Source organism: Streptomyces sp. Tue6028 (genome assembly GCF_002300165.1).
Taxonomy (GTDB): domain Bacteria; phylum Actinomycetota; class Actinomycetes; order Streptomycetales; family Streptomycetaceae; genus Streptomyces; species Streptomyces siamensis.
Genome location: NZ_MLCE01000026.1, coordinates 314,066 through 334,159, shown reverse-complemented (window position 1 = coordinate 334,159; position 20,094 = coordinate 314,066). Strand labels below are relative to the sequence as shown.

Here is a 20,094-nt window from a genome sequence, read left to right as displayed (position 1 = left end):
GATGGCCGTACTGACCCGCGGGACGACGCTCAAGTCGCGTCCCACCGGGCGGGGTGTGACCCTCAAGTCGCGCCGGACGGGCAGGAGGCTGGCCGCGGACGCCGGGCTCCTCGTCGTGGCGGCGGCGTTCTCGCTGCCGCTGGCCTGGGTGGTCCTGTCCTCGCTGGACGCGCACGCCGATCTGCGGGTGAAGGCGCCGGACGGCCTCACCCTGTCCAACTTCGACGCCGTCCTGAAACCGGACATCACCTTCACCCCCCTGCTCAACAGCCTGATCCTGTGCGGCGGAGGCACCCTGCTCACCGTGGTGTGCGCGGCGCTGGCGGCCTACCCGCTGTCGCGTTTCCGCTCGCGTCTGAACCGCCCGTTCCTCCTGACGATCCTCTTCGCGACGAGCCTGCCGATCACGGCGATCATGGTTCCGGTGTACGCGCTGTTCGTGCAGGTGAATCTGATCGACACCATGCAGGGCACGATCTACTTCTTCGCCGCCTCCCAACTGCCTTTCGCCATCTGGCTGATGAAGAACTTCATGGACGGGGTGCCGAAGGAGCTGGAGGAGGCGGCCTGGACGGACGGGGCGTCCTCCCTCCAGTCCCTGGTGCGGATCGTGCTGCCGCTGATGGGTCCGGGCGTGGCCGTCGTGACGGTCTTCTCCTTCGTCATGATGTGGGGGAACTTCTTCGTCCCCTTCATGCTGCTGCTGACACCGGACCAGATGCCGGCGTCCGTGAGCATCAACGAGTTCTTCGGCAACCGCGGCATGGTGGTGTACGGGCAGCTGGCGGCGTTCTCGATCATCTACTCAACGCCGGTCCTGCTCCTGTACGTACTCGTCGCCCGCCGCCTCGGCGGAGGATTCGCGCTGGGGGGTGCGGTCAAGGGCTGAGACGCCCGGCAGGTACGGGAGCAGCAGGCCGGTCGCGTGCGGGTATCCCCAGCCGGATTCGGCCGGTGCCGGCACCGGCACCTCGGCCTCGGCGAGAGCCCGCGCGGCCCGGTCGGGGGCGTCGGCCTCGGTGAAGGCCCGGGCGGCCCGGAGCCAGCAGTCGCGCGCCTGGTGGGGGGCGCCCGCCGCTCCCTGGGCCCGCGCGAGGTTCTCCAGGGCCCGGCCGGTCCGGTACCAGTCCTCGAACTCCTGGTAGATCCCCACGGCACTGCGGTACGACTCGATCGCCTCCCGCACGCGTCCCGCCTGCATCAGCGCGCTGCCGAGGTTGTTGCAGGCGATGCCCTCGCGGTGGCGGTCCCCGGTCGCCCTGAACAGTCCCTGGCTGCGGGTGTGGGCGTTGATGGCCGCCTCCGCGCGGCCGTCCTGGGCCAGCGCGAGACCGAGGGTGGTCCAGGCGATGGCCTCGCGGTGCCGGTCCCCGGCCGTGAGCTGGTACAGCGCGAGAGCGCTGTTGAGCGCGTCGATCGCGTCCGCGGAGCGGCCCTCGTCGCGCAGGGCCGCTCCGAGGCTGCTCAAGGCGATCGCCTCGCCGTGCCGGTCGCCGGCCAGCTGATAGCGCTGCCGGGCGTGGGTGAGGGCCTCGATGGCGTCCGCCGCCCGGCCCGCGCCGCCGAGGGCGTTGCCCAGATTGCTCCAGGCGGCGGCCTCGCTGCGGTGTTCCCCGGCGTGTTCCGCGGCCTGCTGGGCGGCGCTGCTCACCACGATCAGGTCGTCGAAGTGGCGCCGCCAGTCCAGGTAGACGGCCAGCAGTTCGGCCAGCCGTACCGCCGCGGCGGCGTACCGCTCCTCCTGCGCCCACTGCACGGCCGCCACCAGTCCGGCCCGCTGCTCGTCCAGCCACTCCAGCGCCGCTGCCCGGTCGGCGAACAGTTCGGGCTCCGGCATTCCGTCCAGCCAGCGCAGCCGGGCGTCGGCGGCCTCCGTCCACCGGCAGAAGAACGCGAGCACCCGCGAGCGGGCCGCTTCGCCCTCCTCCGCGAGCGCCGGGTCCCGCTTCACCACGTCGATCCCGAACGCCTTCACGAGGTCGTGCAGCCGCCATCGGCCGCGCTGGGTGCCCTGTTCGACGAGATGGGCGCGAGCCAGTGCCTCCAGGGTCCGCGCCGGTGGGCTCTCGGCGCCGATCAGCGCGTTGACGACCTGTGTGGTGACTTCGGGTCCGGGCGCGAGCGCGAGCAGTCCGAGGAGGCGGGTCTGCTCGGGCGACAGCCGGCGGTAGGACAGTTCGAAGGCGGCGCGGACACTGCGTTCGCCGTCGTCGAGGGCGAGCGGGTCCCGTAGCTCGGTCAGTTCGGCCGTGAGTTCGGCGACCGGCTTCGACCGGTCCAGTGCCAGGCGGGCGGCCGCGATCTGGAGGGCGAGTGGCAGGTGCTTGCAGAGGGAGGCGAGCTCCTCGGCGGCCGCGGCCTCGTGACGGATCCGGTGGTCGTGGGGATCCGCCAGCCTCAGGGCCCGGTCGAGGAGGTCGAACGCGGCCCGGGGGGTCAGCTCGTCCAGCGGCAGGAGTCTGGCCCCGTGCTGGGGCAGACGTTCGCGGGAGGTCACCAGGAGGCGGTGGTTGACGCCGCCGCCGGGAAGGAGGAACCGCACCTGCTCGGACAGGCCGACGTTGTCGGCCAGGATCAGCATCGGGCCCCGCTCGCGGGCCCGCTCGGCCAGCGCCGAACGGTACAGCGCGGCCCGCTCCTCCGCCCTGCTCGGGATGTGCTGGGACGCGGTGCCCAGGGCCCGCAGCAGAGCCTCCAGGGCCTGTTCGGCGCTGACGGATTCCTCGTTGTAGTCGTATCCGTGCAGGTCGACGAAGAGCACTCCGCCGGGAAACCAGCCCCGCTCGCACGCCTGGTGCGCCGCCTCCACCGCGAGCGCGGTCTTGCCGATGCCGCCGAGCCCCGACACGGCGGTGACGACGACCGTCGCGGGACCGCCGGACTTGGACGGGGCCAGCACGTCCAGCAGCACCCGCAGCTCGCTGTCCCGGCCGGTGAAGCCGCCGACCCGCATGGGCAGCGCGTCCAGCGCGGTGGGCGCCGGCCCGTGCTCGTGGAATTCGGCCTTCGCCGTGAAGGGACCCGTGAAGTTCCCGCCCCGGAAGTCGAGATGGTCCCCGTCGTACTCGGTCATCGTGCTGTCCCCCGTGCCGCCTCCGAACCTCGCCCGACATCACAGTACGCCGCGCCGGCCGACCCAACACCCGCGCTGGACAGGCGACTTGGCGATACCGTATGGAGCGCGCCACGACGGAACCGCCGAGGCGGCGCGGGTGGCCTTCAGCCGTCCCGACGACGGCCGGAACCGTATGTTCCTACAATCCGTGATTGTGGCCGAACAGCCCGTAGTCACCGCTGCACCGTACCCATACTTTGTGCGCGTGCAGCTACCGCAAGCCCATCAGCCCACCCCGCCCTTCAACGCCCCCGCCGCCCGCAGACTGCGGGCTGCGCTCGGCATGGGGCCCGAGCACGTCGCCTACGGCATGCGGGCCTCGTACGGACTGCCGTACGTCACTCCGGACCTGGTCACGGCCTGGGAGCGCGGGATCGCCGTCCCGAGCTCGCCCGAACTCACCGCGCTCGCGGGGGTGCTGTGGTGCTCACCGGGCGAACTCATCGGGGCGCCGCGCACCCTGCGCGAGCACCGGGTCGCACGGGGGCTGGCGCAGGAGGACGTGGCCCGCGCGGCCGGTCTGGAACTCCTCGCGTACCAGCGGATGGAGGAGTCCGACGCGTGGCGCGGCAACGAGCGGCAGTCGACCGCGCTCGCCGACATCCTCGAACTGTCGCTGCCCGACTTCATCACCGTGACGGGGCGCGACGAAAAGCTCGCGGACCTGCTGCGCAGTGCCATGACGACGCGCTGGCAGGCCTATGTGCGACCGGTCGGGAAGATGGTGCCGCTGGACCGGCATCTCCTGGAGGTCGTCCTGGAGAAGATGCACATGGACTATCAGGGGCAGATGGTCGCCACACTGAGCTGGGGCGGTGGTTCGGCCGCGGCCGACTCCAGCGAGTCGGGACGCGACTTCCTCGACCGGATCGTCGATCGTTTCTGGACGATGGTCCAGAGCACCACCGACTGACGCACGCGCCCGCCGCCCCGTGACCGTGACAGCACCGGGCCCGCCGGAGTCGCGGCAGTGCCGCGCCCAGCGGAGCCGCGACCGTCCGACATCCGGCCCACGGCCCTGATGCCCGGCTCCGGGCCCCGATGCCCGGCTCCGGGCTCCGGGCTCCGGGCTCCGGGCTCCGGGCTCCGGGCTCCGGGCTCCGGGCTCCGGGGCGATCAGAAGACCGACTCGGCCTCGTCCATCCGGTCCTTCGGCACGGTCTTCAGCTCGGTGATCGCCTCGGCGAGCGGCACCATCACGACCTCCGTGCCGCGCAGGGCCGTCATCCTGCCGAAGTCGCCCCGGTGCGCGGCCTCGACGGCGTGCCAGCCGAAGCGGGTGGCGAGCACACGGTCGTACGCGGTCGGCGTGCCACCGCGCTGGATGTGGCCGAGAATGACCGGCTTGGCCTCCTTGCCGAGGCGGCGCTCCAGCTCGCGGGCGAGGGCGGTGCCGATGCCCTGGAAGCGTTCGTGACCGAACTGGTCGATCTCGCCGTGGCCGTAGTCCATGGTGCCCTCGACGGGGTGGGCGCCCTCGGCGACGCAGACGACGGCGAACTTCTTGCCGCGCGAGAAGCGCTCCTCGACCATCGCCACCAGGTGGGCGGGGTCGAAGGCGCGCTCGGGCAGGCAGATGCCGTGGGCGCCGGCCGCCATGCCGGACTCCAGGGCGATCCAGCCGGCGTGCCGGCCCATGACCTCGACGACCATCACGCGCTGGTGCGACTCGGCGGTCGTCTTGAGCCGGTCCATGGCCTCCGTGGCCACGCCGACGGCGGTGTCGAAGCCGAAGGTGCGGTCCGTCGACGAGATGTCGTTGTCGATCGTCTTCGGGACGCCGACGACCGGCAGTCCGGCGTCCGCCAGCATGCGGGCGGCGGTCAGCGTGCCCTCGCCGCCGATCGGGATGAGGACGTCGATACCGAATTCACGGGCCATGTCCTGCGCGTTGTCGCAGGCCTCGCGGAGCCGGTCGCGCTGCAGACGCGAGGAGCCGAGGATGGTGCCGCCGAGAGCGAGGATGCCGCCGACCGCGTCGAGGTCGAGGGTGCGGAAGCGGCCTTCGAGCAGGCCGGCGTACCCGTCCTCGAAGCCGATGACCTCGTCGCCGAAGTTGGTGACCGCTCGGTGCACGACCGACCGGATCACTGCGTTCAGGCCCGGGCAGTCGCCGCCTGCGGTGAGAACTCCGATGCGCATCGTGCTGTGTCTCCTGCTCGCTGTTGATGCCGGTGAGCCGATCCGATTGTTTCACGGCTCCCCGGCAGCGTCGCTTCCGTCCTGTGCATCCTGGTCTGCACCTCGTGACCTCGGGTCCGGCGGGCGCCTTATCCAGCCGCGGGGGTATTGTCAAGAGGGTTCTGCTCACCTCAGCGGGCCATTTTTCCGCGCCATAAAGCGGGCAGGGTCGCGAAGAGTACAGACCGCGAAGACCACGACGCCCCGAAGTGCACGATCGGGATGAAACGGAGAGCACGCGTGACGCGCAGCGTGTACGTGACCGGAATCGACCGCGGTGACGGCCGCCAGGTCGTCGAGCTGGGGGTCATGGAGATCCTGACCCGCCAGGTCGACCGGGTGGGGGTGTTCCGTCCGCTTGTGCACGACGGTCCGGACCGGCTCTTCGAGCTGCTGCGCTCCCGCTACCGGCTGTCCCAGGACCCGGCGACGGTGTACGGCATGGACTACCACGAGGCGTCCGCGCTCCAGGCCGAGCAGGGCACCGACGAACTGGTGTCGACGCTCGTCGACCGTTTCCACAGCGTCGCCCGCGAGTACGACGTCGTCCTCGTCCTCGGCACCGACTTCGCCGCCACCCAGCTCCCCGACGAGCTGGCCCTGAACGCGCGGCTCGCCAACGAGTTCGCCGCCTCCGTGATCCCGGTCGTCGGCGGTCGCGGGCAGAACGCCGAGTCGGTGCGCGCCGAGACGCGCAACGCCTACCGCGCCTACGACGGGCTGGGCTGCGACGTGCTCGCCATGGTCGTGAACCGGGTGGCGCCCGAGGACCGCGCCGAGATCCTCGAACGGCTCGACTCCCGCCTGCCCGTGCCCTGTTACGTGCTGCCCGACGAGCCCGCGCTCTCCGCGCCCACCGTCGCACAGATCACCCATGCCCTCGGCGGCAAGGTGCTCCTCGGCGACGACGCCGGGCTGGCCCGCGACGCGCTCGACTTCGTCTTCGGCGGCGCGATGCTGCCGAACTTCCTGCGCGCCCTGACCCCGGGCTGCCTCGTGGTCACCCCGGGGGACCGCGCCGACCTCGTCGTCGGCTCGCTCGCCGCGCACAGCGCCGGCACTCCCCCGATAGCCGGCGTGCTGCTCACCCTGAACGAGCGGCCCAGCGACGAGATCCTCACCCTGGCGGCGCGTCTCGCGCCGGGCACCCCGGTCGTCTCGGTGGCCGGGACCTCCTTCCCGACCGCGGCGGAGCTCTTCTCCCTGGAGGGGAAGCTGAACGCCGCCACGCCCCGCAAGGCGGAGACCGCGCTCGGCCTCTTCGAGCGGTACGTGGACACGAGCGACCTGCTGAAGCGGGTCTCCGCCCCGAGCAGCGACCGGCTCACGCCGATGATGTTCGAGCACAAGCTGCTGGAGCAGGCCCGCTCCGACAAGCGGCGCGTCGTCCTCCCCGAGGGCACCGAGGAGCGCGTGCTGCACGCCGCCGAGGTGCTGCTGCGCCGCGGCGTGTGCGACCTGACGCTGCTCGGGCCCGTCGACCAGATCCGCAAGAAGGCCGCCGACCTCGGCATCGACCTCGGCGGATGCCAGATCGTCGATCCGCAGACCTCCGAGCTGCGGGACGTCTTCGCGATGAAGTACGCCCGGCTGCGGGCCCACAAGGGCGTCACCGTGGAGCTGGCGCACGACGTGGTCGCCGACGTGAACTACTTCGGCACGCTGATGGTCGAGGAGGGTCTCGCCGACGGCATGGTCTCCGGCTCGGTGCACTCCACGGCCGCCACCATCCGGCCCGCCTTCGAGATCATCAAGACCAAGGCGGACTCCAAGATCGTGTCGTCGGTCTTCTTCATGTGTCTCGCCGACAAGGTCCTGGTCTACGGGGACTGCGCGGTGAACCCCGACCCGAACGCCGAGCAGCTCAGCGACATCGCCATCCAGTCGGCGGCCACCGCCGAGCAGTTCGGTGTGGAGCCGAGGATCGCGATGCTGTCGTACTCGACGGGCACGTCCGGCTCCGGCGCCGACGTCGACAAGGTGCGCGAGGCGACCGAGCTGGTGCGGCTGCGCCGCGCCGATCTGAGCGTCGAGGGGCCGATCCAGTACGACGCCGCCGTCGAGCCGTCGGTCGCCGCGACGAAGCTGCCGGAGTCGGAGGTCGCCGGGCAGGCGTCCGTGCTGATCTTCCCGGACCTCAACACCGGCAACAACACCTACAAGGCCGTGCAGCGCTCGGCCGGCGCGATCGCCGTCGGGCCGGTCCTCCAGGGGCTGCGCAAGCCCGTCAACGACCTCTCCCGCGGCGCGCTCGTCCAGGACATCGTCAACACCGTCGCCATCACGGCGATCCAGGCCCAGACCCCCGACCAGAAGGCTTCCCAGCAGTGAGCTCCCATCCGTCGCCCACGACCGCCGCGTCCGGCGGGCCGCGCCCGGCCACCCGTGCCTCGCGCGTCCTCGTCCTCAACTCCGGCTCCTCGTCGGTGAAGTACCAGCTGCTCGACATGCGCGACAGCTCACGGCTGGCGGTCGGCCTGGTGGAGCGGATCGGCGAGGAGACCTCCCGGCTCAAGCACACTCCGCTGACCGGCGGCCGGACCCGCGAGCAGGTCGGCCCCATCGCCGACCACGACGCCGCGCTGAAGGCCGTCGCAGCGGAGCTGGCCGCGGACGGGCTCGGCCTGGACTCCGCCGAGCTGGCCGCGATCGGCCACCGGGTGGTGCACGGCGGGCAGCGGTTCACCGAGCCGACGGTCATCGATGACGCCGTGCTCGCGGAGATCGAGCGGCTCATCCCGGTGGCGCCGCTGCACAATCCGGCGAACCTCACCGGCATCCGCACCGCCATGGCGCTGCGCCCGGACCTGCCCCAGGTCGCCGTCTTCGACACCGCGTTCCACACGACGATGCCGGAGTCGGCGGCGCGCTACGCGATCGACGTGCGGACCGCCGACGAGCACCGCATCCGCCGCTACGGCTTCCACGGGACCTCGCACGCGTACGTGTCCCGCGAGACCGCGAGGCTGCTCGGCAAGGCGCCCGAGGACGTGAACGTCATCGTGCTGCACCTGGGCAACGGCGCTTCCGCGTCGGCCGTGCGGGGCGGCAGGTGCGTCGACACCTCCATGGGGCTCACGCCGCTGGAGGGGCTCGTGATGGGTACGCGCTCCGGTGACGTGGATCCGGCCGTCATCTTCCATTTGCAGCGTGTTGGCGGGATGTCCACGGACGAGATCGACACTCTTCTCAACAAGCGGAGCGGTCTGATCGGACTGTGCGGCGACAACGACATGCGGGAGATACGCCGCCGCGTCGACGAGGGCGACGAGCAGGCCCGCCTCGCCTTCGACATCTACATCCACCGCCTGAAGAAGTACATCGGCGCCTACTACGCGGTCCTCGGCCGGGTGGACGCCGTCGCCTTCACCGCCGGGGTCGGCGAGAACGCCGCGCCGGTGCGCGAGGCGGCCGTCGCCGGGCTGGAGCAGCTGGGCCTCGTGGTCGACGGCGATCTGAACGCGGTCCGCGGCGGTGAGCCGCGGCTCATCTCGCCGCGGGACGCGCGGGTCGCCGTCGCCGTGGTGCCGACGGACGAGGAACTGGAGATCGCCACACAGACGTATGCGCTGGTCGGAGAGAGCAGTGGGAGCGGCGCCGGACTCGGAGAGAGCAACGCCTGAGCGGCCGTCCGCCCATTTGTATCTTCCGCCAGACGGAATATTCCGTAGCGAAACAAACCGATAGGATCGCCCCATGCGCCGTTCGAAAATCGTCTGTACTCTCGGCCCCGCGGTCGACTCCCAAGAGAAGCTGGTCGCGCTGATCGAAGCCGGCATGAATGTGGCCCGCTTCAACTTCAGCCACGGCACGCACGAGGAGCACCAGGGGCGGTACGACCGCGTCCGGGCCGCCTCGGCCGAGACCGGCAAGGCCATCGGGGTCCTCGCCGACCTCCAGGGCCCGAAGATCCGGCTGGAGACCTTCGCCGAGGGTCCCGTCGAGCTGGAGCGTGGTGACGAGTTCACCATCACCGTCGAGGACGTGCCCGGCGACAAGCACATCTGCGGCACGACCTACAAGGGCCTGCCCGGCGACGTGTCCAAGGGCGACCAGGTCCTCATCAACGACGGCAACGTCGAGCTGCGGGTCGTCGAGGTCGACGGCACCCGGGTCAAGACGGTCGTCATCGAAGGCGGCGTGATCTCGGACCACAAGGGCATCAACCTGCCCGGCGCGGCCGTGAACGTGCCGGCGCTGTCCGAGAAGGACGTCGAGGACCTGCGCTTCGCGCTGCGGATGGGCTGCGACATGGTGGCCCTGTCCTTCGTGCGCGACGCCAACGACGTCAACGACGTCCACAAGGTGATGGACGAGGAGGGCCGCCGGGTCCCCGTCATCGCCAAGGTGGAGAAGCCGCAGGCGGTCGAGAACATGGAGGGCGTCGTCGCCGCGTTCGACGCGGTGATGGTGGCCCGTGGCGACCTGGCGGTGGAGTACCCGCTGGAGAAGGTCCCGATGGTGCAGAAGCGCCTCGTGGAGATGTGCCGCCGCAACGCCAAGCCGGTGATCGTCGCGACCCAGATGATGGAGTCGATGATCACCAACTCGCGTCCGACGCGCGCCGAGGCATCCGACGTGGCCAACGCGATCCTGGACGGCGCGGACGCGGTCATGCTGTCGGCGGAGTCGAGCGTGGGCGCGTACCCGATCGAGACCGTGAAGACGATGTCGAAGATCGTCGTCGCGGCCGAGCAGGAGCTCCTGTCCAAGGGCCTCCAGCCGCTCGTGCCGGGCAAGAAGCCGCGCACGCAGGGTGGTTCGGTCGCCCGTGCCGCGTGCGAGATCGCGGACTTCCTCGGCGGCAAGGGCCTGGTGGCCTTCACCAAGTCCGGTGACACGGCCCGCCGGCTGTCCCGCTACCGCGCGGCCCAGCCCATCCTCGCCTTCACCACGGACGAGGGCACCCGCAACCAGCTCACGCTGAGCTGGGGCGTCGAGTCGCACATCGTGCCGTTCGTGCAGAGCACCGACGAGATGGTCGACCTCGTGGACCAGCAGCTGCAGCAGCTCAAGCGGTTCAACGACGGCGACATCGTCGTGATGACCGCCGGCTCGCCGCCCGGCGTCCCCGGCACCACCAACATGGTCCGGGTGCACCACCTGGGCGAGAGCGGCCACCACGGCTGACCGCCGGGCCCCGTACGCCGCTGAGGGCGCCCCCTGTGCCAGGGGGCGCCCTCAGCGTCTTCTGCGGCTCCCGGAAAGGCTCTCGGCGGCGCTCAGTCGGTCGTGTACTGGTGCAACCCCGGCACGGTCAGCGTGCCGCCGAACTGACCCGCCTGCACGACCTTCACCTTGGTGAAGTAGATGAGCGGGATGTTCAGCGGCGGCGGGTTGTCCGGGTCGAACGTGATCGGGATCAGACCGAGCAGGTTGCCGGAGATGCTCTCCGTGTACATGATCGTCTTGCCGTCGCGGATGGTGGACGTCGAGCCCTTGGCGGCCTGCACGTGGTAGGTCTTGCCGGACTGCTTGTCGTTCACCGTCTGGTGCAGGTCCCCGATGTCCGTGCCGTCGGAGATGACGTACTTCAGGACCCTCTTGGTGCTGCCGTTGGCCGTCTTCACCTTGACGATGCCCTTGTAGTCGGCACCCTTGAGCAGCAGCGAACTGGCGTTCAGGTACCAGGGGTCGTCCGGCAGGGCCACCGGGTTGTCGACACCGCCCTCGTCGTCGGTCGCGACCGGGCAGTCCGAGGCGTCGGTGCTCTCGCTCGCGGACGGGCTGGGCGAGGCGGTCGCCGCGTCGGCGGCCTCCTGGACCTTCTCCGTGGCGTCCGAAGCCGCCTTGGAGGCCGTGTCGGTGGTGTCCTTCACGGTGTCCTCGACCGTCTTGGTGACCTTGTCGGTCGTGTCCTTGACGGTGTCCGAGACGCTCTTGTCGTCCGACGCGGAGGAGTCCTTGCTCGCGCTCGCCGACGCGGACGGCGTGGGGGTGGGGCTCGCCGTGTCGTCGGGCGTGAGGAGGTCCTTGAGGGCGTCGCCGACACCCAGCGGGTCGAGCGGGTTCTTGCTGCTCTCGGACGCGGACGGGGCCGGCGTGGACGCGGCTCCGTCCGAGGAGTTCTGCGAGGTGCTCGCGGAGGACGAGGAGGCGGACGGCGTCGGCTCGGCCTTGTCGTCGGAACCTGAATCCGACGAAGAGGTCTTGTCCGAGGAGTCCGAGCTCGACGAGGGCTTCGGTGTGGCCTTGTCCGCGGACTCGCTCGCGCTCGGCGAGGCGGAGGGCGACGCCGTGTCCGACGCGTCCTTGCCGTCCTCGGAGCCCGTCACGGCCTCGACGCACTTCTGGTACTCGTCGGCCGTCAGGCTCTTCGCGGTCGGGTGGTCCTCGGCCTGGGCCAGCGTGGGGGTGAGGCCCATTCCCATGAGGACAGCCGTGGGCATGGCCGCCAGGGCGATCGCCTTGCCGGCCGGCATGTGGAACCTGGTGAACAGCGGCTTCCTTGGGGCCGCGTGGCGCGGCCCGGTTCTCACACGGGACTCGTCCACCTCAGTCCCGTGGGTCACCTCGTCAGCCGGCACTGTGCCTCCCGTTCGCCCCGTTGGTCGGGCTCGTTCCTGACAGATCGTTCGGCTCACCCACACCGTTCGCGGCGATCGCGGGCTCGGCGTTTACGCCCTCCGGGCCGTCCCCCTTGGCGAGGGAGGCCGACGCGGGCCGCTCCTCGGCGGGAGGTGCGGCCGGGGCCCAGGAGACCGCCATCGCGCCGCCGATCATGGCGAGCAGGAAGCCGATCAGGAAGCCGCCCAGGTTGGCCACCGGGATGGACACCAGGGCCAGCAGGATCGCCGCCACACCAGCGAAGGTGCGGACGTGCTTCTGGAACCAGAGGCTGATGCCCAGCACGACGAGCAGAACGCCGATGATCAGGGAGCCCGCGCCGGCGGTGGTCGCCATCGCGAGCGTCAGGTGACCGATCTGGAGGTTCGCGTACGGGAAGTAGGCGATCGGGAAACCGCCGAGCAGGACGAACAGGCCGGCCCAGAAGGGACGGTCGCCCCTCCAGGTACGGAAGTTCCGCCGGAAGACCCGGAGGTAGTGCTCGTTGTGTCCGGGCGCGGCAGGGGTCTCGGCGCTCATGGAAAACAGCTCCCTGGAACAGCTTTGCTGTGAGAAGTACGCGTGAGTGGTCCGCGTACGGCGGTGCGGAGCGGGGCGGGCGAGGCTGCCGGAGCCTCCTCACCCGCCCCAGGGAGTGCCTAGTAGCACTCCTTGACGCCCTTGGACAGCGACATCTTCAGGCCGCTGAGCTTGAACGTGCCGGCGGTGGTCGCCCACGCCGTCTGCTTGACGTCGGTCAGCGTGGCCGAGTCGGCCTGCTGAGCGAAGCCGTAGGGGTTCGCCGTGTCGCCCTTGGCGATGCCCGGACCCTTGCTGGCGTCCTTGGCCGCAACACCGATGTCGATGCCGCGGAAGGTCGCGTTGGCCTCGAGGTCCTCGACGTCGATGTACAGGTTCTCGGCCTCGACCGGGGTGTCGCCACCGCCGGCCTTGAGCACGAGGCTGACGGACCCGAGCAGCGGGATGTCCGGGGTGACCACGGACTGGCACATGCCCTTGATCGTCGCGGACTTGAACGCCGAGACGGCGACGGGGTGAGCCGTCTTCTTGCCGTCCAGGGTGTAGCCCGAGTCGATGGCTCCGTACTGCGAGAAGCCCGTACCGTCGAGTCGGTCCGCCGTCACCTTGAACGACTGACCGGAAACGCTGAACGACGCGGCGAGAGCACCCTGCGCGAGGGCGACACCTATCGCTGCCGTGGCGGCCACGCTGGGCACCATCACGACCGCGAACCGCTTCCATCTGGTCCCGCCACGCACCTGGGACTCCATATTTCCTCCTTCTCGGACGTACATCTCCTGGCCCTGACTGCCCCGAAGTCGGCGGCTCAGCCGGGCAGGGATGGGAGAAGTGCTACGTCCTCGGGAAGGAGAGCGCCCGTACTCGGAGGTGCGTACAGCACCCGAATCACCGGCGATCACCCCCGAGCGACAACCACTGGTCGCGCCTGACACACATCACGCACAACCTGCTGGACAGGCTCCGCCGAACGGCAGAGACCCCCCTGTCCAAGAGCCGGCGCCACTGCCGTCGGCTCTACTCGGTGGGGACCCAGAAAATCCGTTGACCCGATTGGTTGTCGGGGTACGGGAATGGACCGAGCGTCGCCGATCGTGGTGCATTCTCGCCGCCCGCACAAGGGGGTTCGTTACTCGCTAGTAACGGCCGGATAACCGAACAACGACCCGTCGGTATCGGGCGGCAACACAGGGTGGCATCAGGTGGGGTGACACAACGGTTGATTAGTGGACGGAATCCGACAGATCAACAGCCCTGACTTACTCCAAGTAACAGCGGCCGCGTTTACCAAGATTTGGTAAAGCGCGGCCACGTGTCGACCTGTCGGCCAATCTTTCACCTGGGCATCACAAGCCCCGGCGTTTAGAGACTGGTCAGAACAGAGCCCTGGCCAACGCCCGGCGTGCCGCCACGACCCGCGGATCGTCGGCCCCGACCACCTCGAACAGTTCGAGCAGCCGCAGCCGTACGGCGTCACGGTCGTCACCCGCCGTGCGCTGCACCGTGTCGATCAGCCGCCCGAAGGCGTCCTCCACGTGCCCGCCCACCAGGTCCAGGTCGGCGGCGGCGATCTGCGCCGGCACATCGCCGGGCTTGTCGGCGGCGTCCTTGCGCACCTGCTGCGGGTCGACGTTCTGCACGCGCTGGAGCAATTCGGCCTGGGCGAGACCCAGTTTGGCCTCCATGTTGGCCGGGTCGTCGCCCAGCACGTTCTTGTACGCCTGGACGGCACCCGCCAAGTCGCCCGCGTCCAGGGCCTGCACGGCGGCTTCGAGGAGCGCGTCGTACGGGCCGGCAGGCACCTCGGGCGCGGCCTGGACGTCGCCGGGCGCGGCGTCCGGGTCGACCGTCAGGCCGGTGAGCCCGAAGCGCTGCTCGGCGACCTGGACGAGCTGGTCGAGGGTCCCCCGGATCTGCGCCTCGCCGGCGGCCCCCTGGAAGAGCGGCAGGGCCTGTCCCGCGACCACCGCGAAGACGGCCGGGATCCCCTGGACCCCGAACTGCTGCATCAGCATCTGGTTGGCGTCGACGTCGATCTTGGCCAGGACGAAGCGTCCGGCGTATTCGAGGGCCAGGCGTTCGAGCACCGGGCTCAGTTGCTTGCACGGCTCGCACCACTCGGCCCAGAAGTCGATGACGACGGGAACCTCGGTGGACCGCTGCAGGACATCGCGCTCGAAGCCCGCCTCGTCGACGTCGATGACGAGGCCTGCGGGGGACACGGCCCCTGTTCCGCCGCCCTGCCTGGCCGCTTCCGCGCGCGCCTGCTCCGCCTTCGTCTTGGCCTCCTGGGCCGCCTTCACCGCGGCGAGGTCGACGACTCCGCTCATGGACATGTTCCGTGGCTGCATGAGTACATCCTCCCCCTTCCGCGCGCACGTGTGAAAAGCGTGGTGAAAGCCAGACCTGTTACGTCTTGATCGGATCCGCTCGGCGCCGGGTCCCCACCTGGCGCCAGTGGTGTGCTGGTGTGTCACTGTGGTTGTCGCTCGTGCGTGATCATGCCGCGCACGCTTTCGCTACGAGTCGTAGCGTAACTGTCCCGGGGCGCCGCCGTGCACCCTCCCCCGGTGATCTCCCTCACGACTTCACACAACCGCCGGATTCGGCCATCGAGATTGCCGGATATGGTCACTGACATGCAGAGTCGCACTTCAGCCACCCGTACGGGGCGCCCGCGCAGCGCCGCCGCGGACGCCGCGATCCTGGAGGCGACGCGCGCGGCCCTGGTCGAACTGGGCTGGTCCAAGATGACGTTGGGGGACGTGGCGACGCGCGCGGGGGTCGCCAAGACGACGCTCTACCGCCGCTGGGCCGGCAAGAACGAGCTCGTCGTCGACGCGGTGGCGGTCCTCTTCGACGAGCTGGAACTCCCCGACCGGGGCAGTCTCGCCGCCGACATCGAGGGTGTGGTGCTCCAGTTCGCGGCGATCCTGGACCGCCCGGAGGCGAAGACCGCGCTGATGGCGGTGGTGGCCGAGTCCACCCGCGACGAACCCTTGCGCGAGCGCATCCGCACCTCGATCGTGGACCGCCAGAAGCGGCTGGTTCTGGAGGGGCGCGCCCGCGCCACCGCGCGCGGGGAACTGCCCCCGGAGACCGACGCGGCCGCCGCCGCCCGCACGGCCGACCTGATCTTCGACGTGGTCGCGGGTGCCGTGGTGCACCGCACCCTCGTCAGCGCGGAGCCCGCGGACGAGGAGTGGGTGCACAGCTTCACCCGGGTGCTGCTGCTGGGCCTCGCCGGCGCCTCGGCCCAGCCCTGAGGACTTCCCCGGAAACGGAGCAGGGGTGGCCGGGGCCGAGCGAACGGCCCCCGGCCACCCCGGGGAAGGGAACCCCCGGCCGGGCCGGGGAGCGAAAAGAGGGTCAGAAGCCCGCCGGCTCCGTGTAGATGCCCCACTCGTCCCGCAGGGCGTCGCAGATCTCGCCCAGCGTGGCCTCCGCCCGGACGGCCTCCAGCATGGGGGCGATCATGTTCGACCCGTCGCGCGCGGCCACGAGCATCGCGTCCAGCGCCCCGCGCACGGCCGCCTCGTCACGTGCGGCCTTGCGCCCGCCGAGCACGCGCACCTGCTCCCGCTCCACCTCGTGGCTGACCCGGAGGATCTCCAGGTCGCCGGTGACGGAGCCGTGGTGGACGTTGACGCCGACGACGCGCTTGTCGCCCTTCTCCACGGCCCGCTGGTACTGGAAGGCGGACTCGGCGATCTCGCCGGTGAACCAGCCGTCCTCGATGCCCCGCAGGATTCCGGAGGTGATCGGTCCGATCGGGTGCTGCCCGTCGGGGTGCGCCCGCAGGCCCCGTTCCTTGATCTGCTCGAAGATCTTCTCGGCGTCGGCCTCGATCCGGTCGGTGAGCTGCTCGACGTACCAGGAACCGCCCAGCGGGTCGGCCACGTTGGCGACGCCGGTCTCCTCCATCAGCACCTGCTGCGTGCGCAGGGCGATCTCGGCGGCCTGCTCGGACGGCAGGGCGAGGGTCTCGTCGAGGGCGTTGGTGTGCAGCGAGTTGGTCCCGCCGAGCACCGCCGCGAGCGCCTCCACGGCCGTGCGCACCACGTTGTTGTACGGCTGCTGGGCGGTCAGCGAGACTCCGGCCGTCTGCGTGTGGAAACGCAGCCACTGCGCCTTCTCCGACTTCGCGCCGTACACGTCGCGCATCCAGCGGGCCCAGATCCGCCGGGCCGCACGGAACTTGGCGATCTCCTCGAAGAAGTCGACGTGCGCGTCGAAGAAGAAGCTCAGGCCCGGGGCGAAGACGTCCACGTCGAGACCGCGGGACAGACCCAGCTCGACGTACCCGAAGCCGTCGGCCAGCGTGTAGGCCAGCTCCTGCGCGGCCGTGGCCCCCGCCTCCCGGATGTGGTACCCGGAGACGGAGAGGGGCTTGTACGCGGGGATCGAGGAGGCGCAGTGCTCCATGAGGTCCCCGATGAGGCGCAGATGCGGCTCGGGCTGGAAGAGCCACTCCTTCTGCGCGATGTACTCCTTGAAGATGTCGGTCTGCAGGGTGCCGTTCAGGACGGCCGGATCGATGCCCTGCCGCTCGGCCGCGACCAGGTACATGCAGAAGACCGGGACGGCCGGTCCGCTGATGGTCATCGACGTCGTGACGTCGCCCAGCGGGATGTCCTTGAAAAGGACCTCCATGTCGGCGGCCGAGTCGATCGCGACACCGCAGTGCCCGACCTCGCCGAGCGAGCGCGGGTCGTCGGAGTCGCGGCCCATGAGCGTGGGCATGTCGAAGGCCACGGACAGGCCTCCGCCGCCGTTGGCCAGGATCATCTTGTAGCGCTCGTTGGTCTGCTCGGCGTTGCCGAACCCGGCGAACTGCCGGATGGTCCACGTACGCCCTCGGTAGCCGGTCGGATAGAGACCGCGGGTGAAGGGATACTCACCGGGCCATCCGATCCGCTCGAAGCCCTCATATGTGTCCCCGGGCCGGGGACCGTACACCGGCTCCACGGGGTCGCCGGAGAGCGTGGTGAAGTCGGCCTCGCGCTTGCGCGAGGCGTCGTAGCGGGCCTGCCAGCGGCGGCGGCCTTCCTCGATGGCGTCAGCGTCCATGTCTTCGAATTTACTAGGACGTCCAAGTAAATGTCGATGGGGAACCGCCGTACGGTGTCGTACGGCGGTGTGAACTATGCCTTGGCGACCGCGGGAGCGGCGTCCGCGACCCGCGACTCCAGCTCGCGCGAGATCCTGCGCTCCACGAAGAAGGCGGCCGTGGGGATCGTCCCCGCCAGCAGCACCCACAGCTGCTTGCCGACCGGCCACTTCGCCTTGGAGCCGAGATCGAAGGCGAAGACCAGGTAGACGACGTAGAGCCAGCCGTGGGCGATACCGACGACGCGCGTGAAGTCCGCGGCACCGTCCATGTCGAGCACGTACTTGGCGATCACACCGAGGGTCAGCAGGACCAGCAGCACACCGGTGACGTAGGCCATCACGCGGTACCTGGTCAGCACGCTCTTCTTCATGGGCACGAGCGTAACCACCCCATTTGCGCGATCTTCGCGCGCCCCCGCCCCCAGCCTCGTCCACCGGACGTGTGCCCCGCCACGCACCCGCGGTGCCGTGCGCGGCGGTGCGGTCCCGGTCGCCCCCGGTGCCTTACGCATCGGCGCGGTCCTGCTCGCCGCGGTGCCGTGCGCGCCGGCGTGGTCCTACTCGTCCGCGAAGTCGTGCGCCGCGACCCGCAGCGGCCGCAGCATCGCGAAGATCTCCCCGCACTCCTCCGCGTCGTACACCCCGAGGCCGAAGTCCATCGCCATCAGGTCGCGGGTGGCCGCGTCGCAGACCTCACGGCCCTTCGCGGTGATGGAGGCGAGCGTGCCACGCCCGTCGTTGGGGTTGGGCCGCTTGTCGACGAGCCCGGACCGCACCAGCCGGTCCACGGTGTTCGTGACGGACGTCGGGTGCACCATCAGCCGCTCGCCGATCTTGGACATCGGCAGCTCGCCCGCCTTGGAGAAGGTGAGCAGCACCAGCGCCTCGTACCGCGCGAAGGTCAGTTCGTACGGCTTGACGACGGCGTCCACCTCGGCGAGCAGGATCTGGTGCGCGCGCATGATCGATGTGATCGCGGCCATGGACGGAACCGATCCCCAGCGCTGCTTCCAGTGTTCGTCGGCGCGGGCGATCGGATCGAAGGCAAGACTGAGGGGCTTCGGCACGCCAAAGACCTTACCGGCCGGTCACATCGTGGTCAGCCCCGTCTCGCCTTTCGGTCGCCGGCCCCGGTCCGACGGGGATTCCGGCCTCTTTGGCACGGGCCGCCACCCCCTCGTCCGTGCTCCGCGCGACCTCCCGGTCCGCGCTCCGCACCCGCGCCGATTCCGCCCGTCGTGCCTCCACCACCAGCAGGACGCAGCAGACGGTGCCCAGCGCACCCGCGCCCGCGACCGCCGCCCGCACCCCGGCGAACTCCGCGGTCACCCCCGCCAGCGCCATCCCGAGCCCCTGGACGGTCATCAGCCCCGCCGTGTTCAGGGTCATGGCCCGCCCCCGCAGCTCCTCCGGAACGGCCCGCACGAACCACTGGTCGAGGCCGAGCGTGTACGCCGACCCGGCACCCGCCAGCAGCAGCAGGACCAGCGACCAGCCGAGTCCGGGCCGCAGGGCGTAGCCCAGGTAGGGAAGCAGGGTGACGCAGACGAGCGGGAGGGCGAGCCGGGTGCGGGTGGCCGGGCGCAGCCTCGCTCCGGCGTACAGCTCCCCCGCGATCGTGCCGACCGGCAGCGCGCACATCAGCAGACCGAGCCCGGCCGGACCGGCGCCCAGCCCGTCGGCGTACGGAGCGGCCAGCGCCTCCGGCGCCACGGCGAACATCGGCGGCACCCAGAACAGCAGGAGCAGCGCGCGCACACGCCGGTCGGCGAGCACGAGCCGGGTGCCGCGCAGCGAGTCCCGCACCAGGGCCCCCGACTGCCGGGCTCGCGCCGGGCGCCGCCGGGTGCCGAGACGCAGCAGTGCGGCGGACGCCAGGAACGTGCACACGGTGACGACGAGGGCGTGCCGCGGCGTGACGACGGTCAGCAGCAGGCCGCCGGCCGCGAAACCGGCGAGCAGCGCGCTCTGCGAGACGATCCGCAGCAGGGAACGGCCGAGCACGAACAGGTCCCCGTCGCCGAGCACGTCCGCGAGGGTCGCCGTCCGTGTCCCCTGGAAGACCGGCGAGACCACGGCGAGCGCGCACCGCATCGCGAGCAGTACGGCCGTGGGCGCGCCCGGCGTCACCATCACGGCCACGCACCCCGCGCACAACAGGTCGCACACCACCAGCACCCGCCGGGCCGGGAAACGGTCGGCGACGCCCGCGAGGAGGGTTCCGCCGACGAGGTACGGCAGGAAGCCGAGCGCGAAGGTGAGGGAGCTCAGCAGCGGGGAGCCCGTCAGGTCGTAGACCAGGACCGACAGGGCGATCTCGCTGACCACGAGCCCGAGCAACGACAGGGCGTGCGCGGCGAAGACGGCCCTGAACTCCCGTACCGCGAAGACACGGCCGTAGCCCGTGACCTCGGGGTCGGCGTCCGCGGCGGACGGCACCGGGGTGCCCGCCGGTCCTGCCGGCCCCGTCCCCCCGGCGTCCCGCGCTTCCGTGTCCCGCGCTTCCGTGTCCCGCGCTTCCGTGTCCCGCGCTTCCGTGTCCCGCGCTTCCGTGTCCCGCGCTTCCGTGTCCTGTGCTTCCCGCATGGGCAGCAGCGTGC

16 protein-coding genes are annotated in these 20,094 nt (G+C 70.6%); 6 read left to right on the top strand and 10 right to left on the bottom strand.

Features of this window, described 5'->3' with window-relative positions:
- The first annotated feature begins 1 nt into the window (after nucleotide 1).
- Complete coding sequence (locus BKI49_RS26230; RefSeq protein WP_234021344.1) at nucleotides 2–889, top strand: carbohydrate ABC transporter permease; 888 nt, start codon at nucleotides 2–4, stop codon at nucleotides 887–889.
- Here the strand turns inward: BKI49_RS26230 and BKI49_RS26225 are convergent.
- Nucleotides 806–3,073, bottom strand: a complete 2,268-nt coding sequence (locus BKI49_RS26225; RefSeq protein WP_095936724.1) for a tetratricopeptide repeat protein — start codon at nucleotides 3,071–3,073, stop codon at nucleotides 806–808. The two genes, BKI49_RS26230 and BKI49_RS26225, sit on opposite strands and share 84 nt — an antisense overlap.
- 325 nt (nucleotides 3,074–3,398) lie before the next feature.
- On the opposite strand from BKI49_RS26225, the gene BKI49_RS26220 reads away from it, so the two are divergent.
- On the top strand, nucleotides 3,399–4,028 hold the full coding sequence (locus BKI49_RS26220; RefSeq protein WP_373557592.1) for a helix-turn-helix domain-containing protein: 630 nt from the start codon (nucleotides 3,399–3,401) through the stop codon (nucleotides 4,026–4,028).
- 203 nt (nucleotides 4,029–4,231) lie between these two features.
- Here the strand turns inward: BKI49_RS26220 and BKI49_RS26215 are convergent, their stop codons facing one another.
- A complete protein-coding gene (locus BKI49_RS26215; RefSeq protein ID WP_028804276.1) occupies nucleotides 4,232–5,257 on the bottom strand; it encodes an ATP-dependent 6-phosphofructokinase in 1,026 nt (341 codons plus the stop codon).
- 279 nt (nucleotides 5,258–5,536) lie between these two features.
- Between BKI49_RS26215 and pta the strand changes: the two genes are divergently transcribed.
- The 3 genes from pta to pyk all read left to right on the top strand — a co-directional run bounded on the left by pta (nucleotide 5,537) and on the right by pyk (nucleotide 10,426).
- Nucleotides 5,537–7,627 carry a phosphate acetyltransferase gene (pta, locus tag BKI49_RS26210; protein ID WP_095936722.1) on the top strand — a complete coding sequence of 697 codons (2,091 nt, stop codon included), beginning with the start codon at nucleotides 5,537–5,539 and terminating at the stop codon, nucleotides 7,625–7,627.
- Nucleotides 7,624–8,919 carry an acetate kinase gene (locus BKI49_RS26205; RefSeq protein ID WP_095936721.1) on the top strand — a complete coding sequence of 432 codons (1,296 nt, stop codon included), beginning with the start codon at nucleotides 7,624–7,626 and terminating at the stop codon, nucleotides 8,917–8,919. Before pta ends, BKI49_RS26205 begins: the two co-directional genes overlap by 4 nt.
- 73 nt (nucleotides 8,920–8,992) lie before the next feature.
- On the top strand, nucleotides 8,993–10,426 hold the full coding sequence (gene pyk, locus BKI49_RS26200; protein ID WP_095936720.1) for a pyruvate kinase: 1,434 nt from the start codon (nucleotides 8,993–8,995) through the stop codon (nucleotides 10,424–10,426).
- Between the two features lie 92 nt (nucleotides 10,427–10,518).
- Here pyk and BKI49_RS26195 read toward each other — a convergent pair whose 3' ends face one another.
- The 4 genes from BKI49_RS26195 to BKI49_RS26175 all read right to left on the bottom strand — a co-directional run bounded on the left by BKI49_RS26195 (nucleotide 10,519) and on the right by BKI49_RS26175 (nucleotide 14,733).
- On the bottom strand, nucleotides 10,519–11,823 hold the full coding sequence (locus tag BKI49_RS26195; RefSeq protein ID WP_095936719.1) for a hypothetical protein: 1,305 nt from the start codon (nucleotides 11,821–11,823) through the stop codon (nucleotides 10,519–10,521).
- Entirely contained in the window at nucleotides 11,813–12,382 is a 570-nt protein-coding gene (locus BKI49_RS26190; RefSeq protein WP_095936718.1) for a DUF6114 domain-containing protein, read from the bottom strand. Before BKI49_RS26190 ends, BKI49_RS26195 begins: the two co-directional genes overlap by 11 nt.
- Nucleotides 12,383–12,501: 119 nt before the next feature.
- A complete protein-coding gene (locus tag BKI49_RS26185) occupies nucleotides 12,502–13,134 on the bottom strand; it encodes a DUF6230 family protein (RefSeq protein ID WP_028804271.1) in 633 nt (210 codons plus the stop codon).
- A 621-nt stretch (nucleotides 13,135–13,755) separates the two neighbouring features.
- On the bottom strand, nucleotides 13,756–14,733 hold the full coding sequence (locus BKI49_RS26175) for a tetratricopeptide repeat protein (RefSeq protein ID WP_095936717.1): 978 nt from the start codon (nucleotides 14,731–14,733) through the stop codon (nucleotides 13,756–13,758).
- 288 nt (nucleotides 14,734–15,021) lie between these two features.
- Between BKI49_RS26175 and BKI49_RS26170 the strand changes: the two genes are divergently transcribed.
- A complete protein-coding gene (locus BKI49_RS26170; RefSeq protein WP_095936761.1) occupies nucleotides 15,022–15,648 on the top strand; it encodes a TetR/AcrR family transcriptional regulator in 627 nt (208 codons plus the stop codon).
- 103 nt (nucleotides 15,649–15,751) lie between these two features.
- Here BKI49_RS26170 and BKI49_RS26165 read toward each other — a convergent pair whose 3' ends face one another.
- The 4 genes from BKI49_RS26165 to BKI49_RS26150 all read right to left on the bottom strand — a co-directional run bounded on the left by BKI49_RS26165 (nucleotide 15,752) and on the right by BKI49_RS26150 (nucleotide 20,080).
- A complete protein-coding gene (locus BKI49_RS26165; protein ID WP_095936716.1) occupies nucleotides 15,752–17,452 on the bottom strand; it encodes a coenzyme B12-dependent isobutyryl-CoA mutase large subunit in 1,701 nt (566 codons plus the stop codon).
- A gap of 74 nt (nucleotides 17,453–17,526) precedes the next feature.
- Entirely contained in the window at nucleotides 17,527–17,865 is a 339-nt protein-coding gene (locus BKI49_RS26160; RefSeq protein WP_095936715.1) for a DUF3817 domain-containing protein, read from the bottom strand.
- Nucleotides 17,866–18,051: 186 nt separating this feature from the next.
- Nucleotides 18,052–18,561, bottom strand: a complete 510-nt coding sequence (locus BKI49_RS26155; protein WP_095936714.1) for a MarR family winged helix-turn-helix transcriptional regulator — start codon at nucleotides 18,559–18,561, stop codon at nucleotides 18,052–18,054.
- A 10-nt stretch (nucleotides 18,562–18,571) separates the two neighbouring features.
- A complete protein-coding gene (locus BKI49_RS26150; RefSeq protein ID WP_373557588.1) occupies nucleotides 18,572–20,080 on the bottom strand; it encodes an MFS transporter in 1,509 nt (502 codons plus the stop codon).
- Nucleotides 20,081–20,094 lie beyond the last annotated feature (14 nt).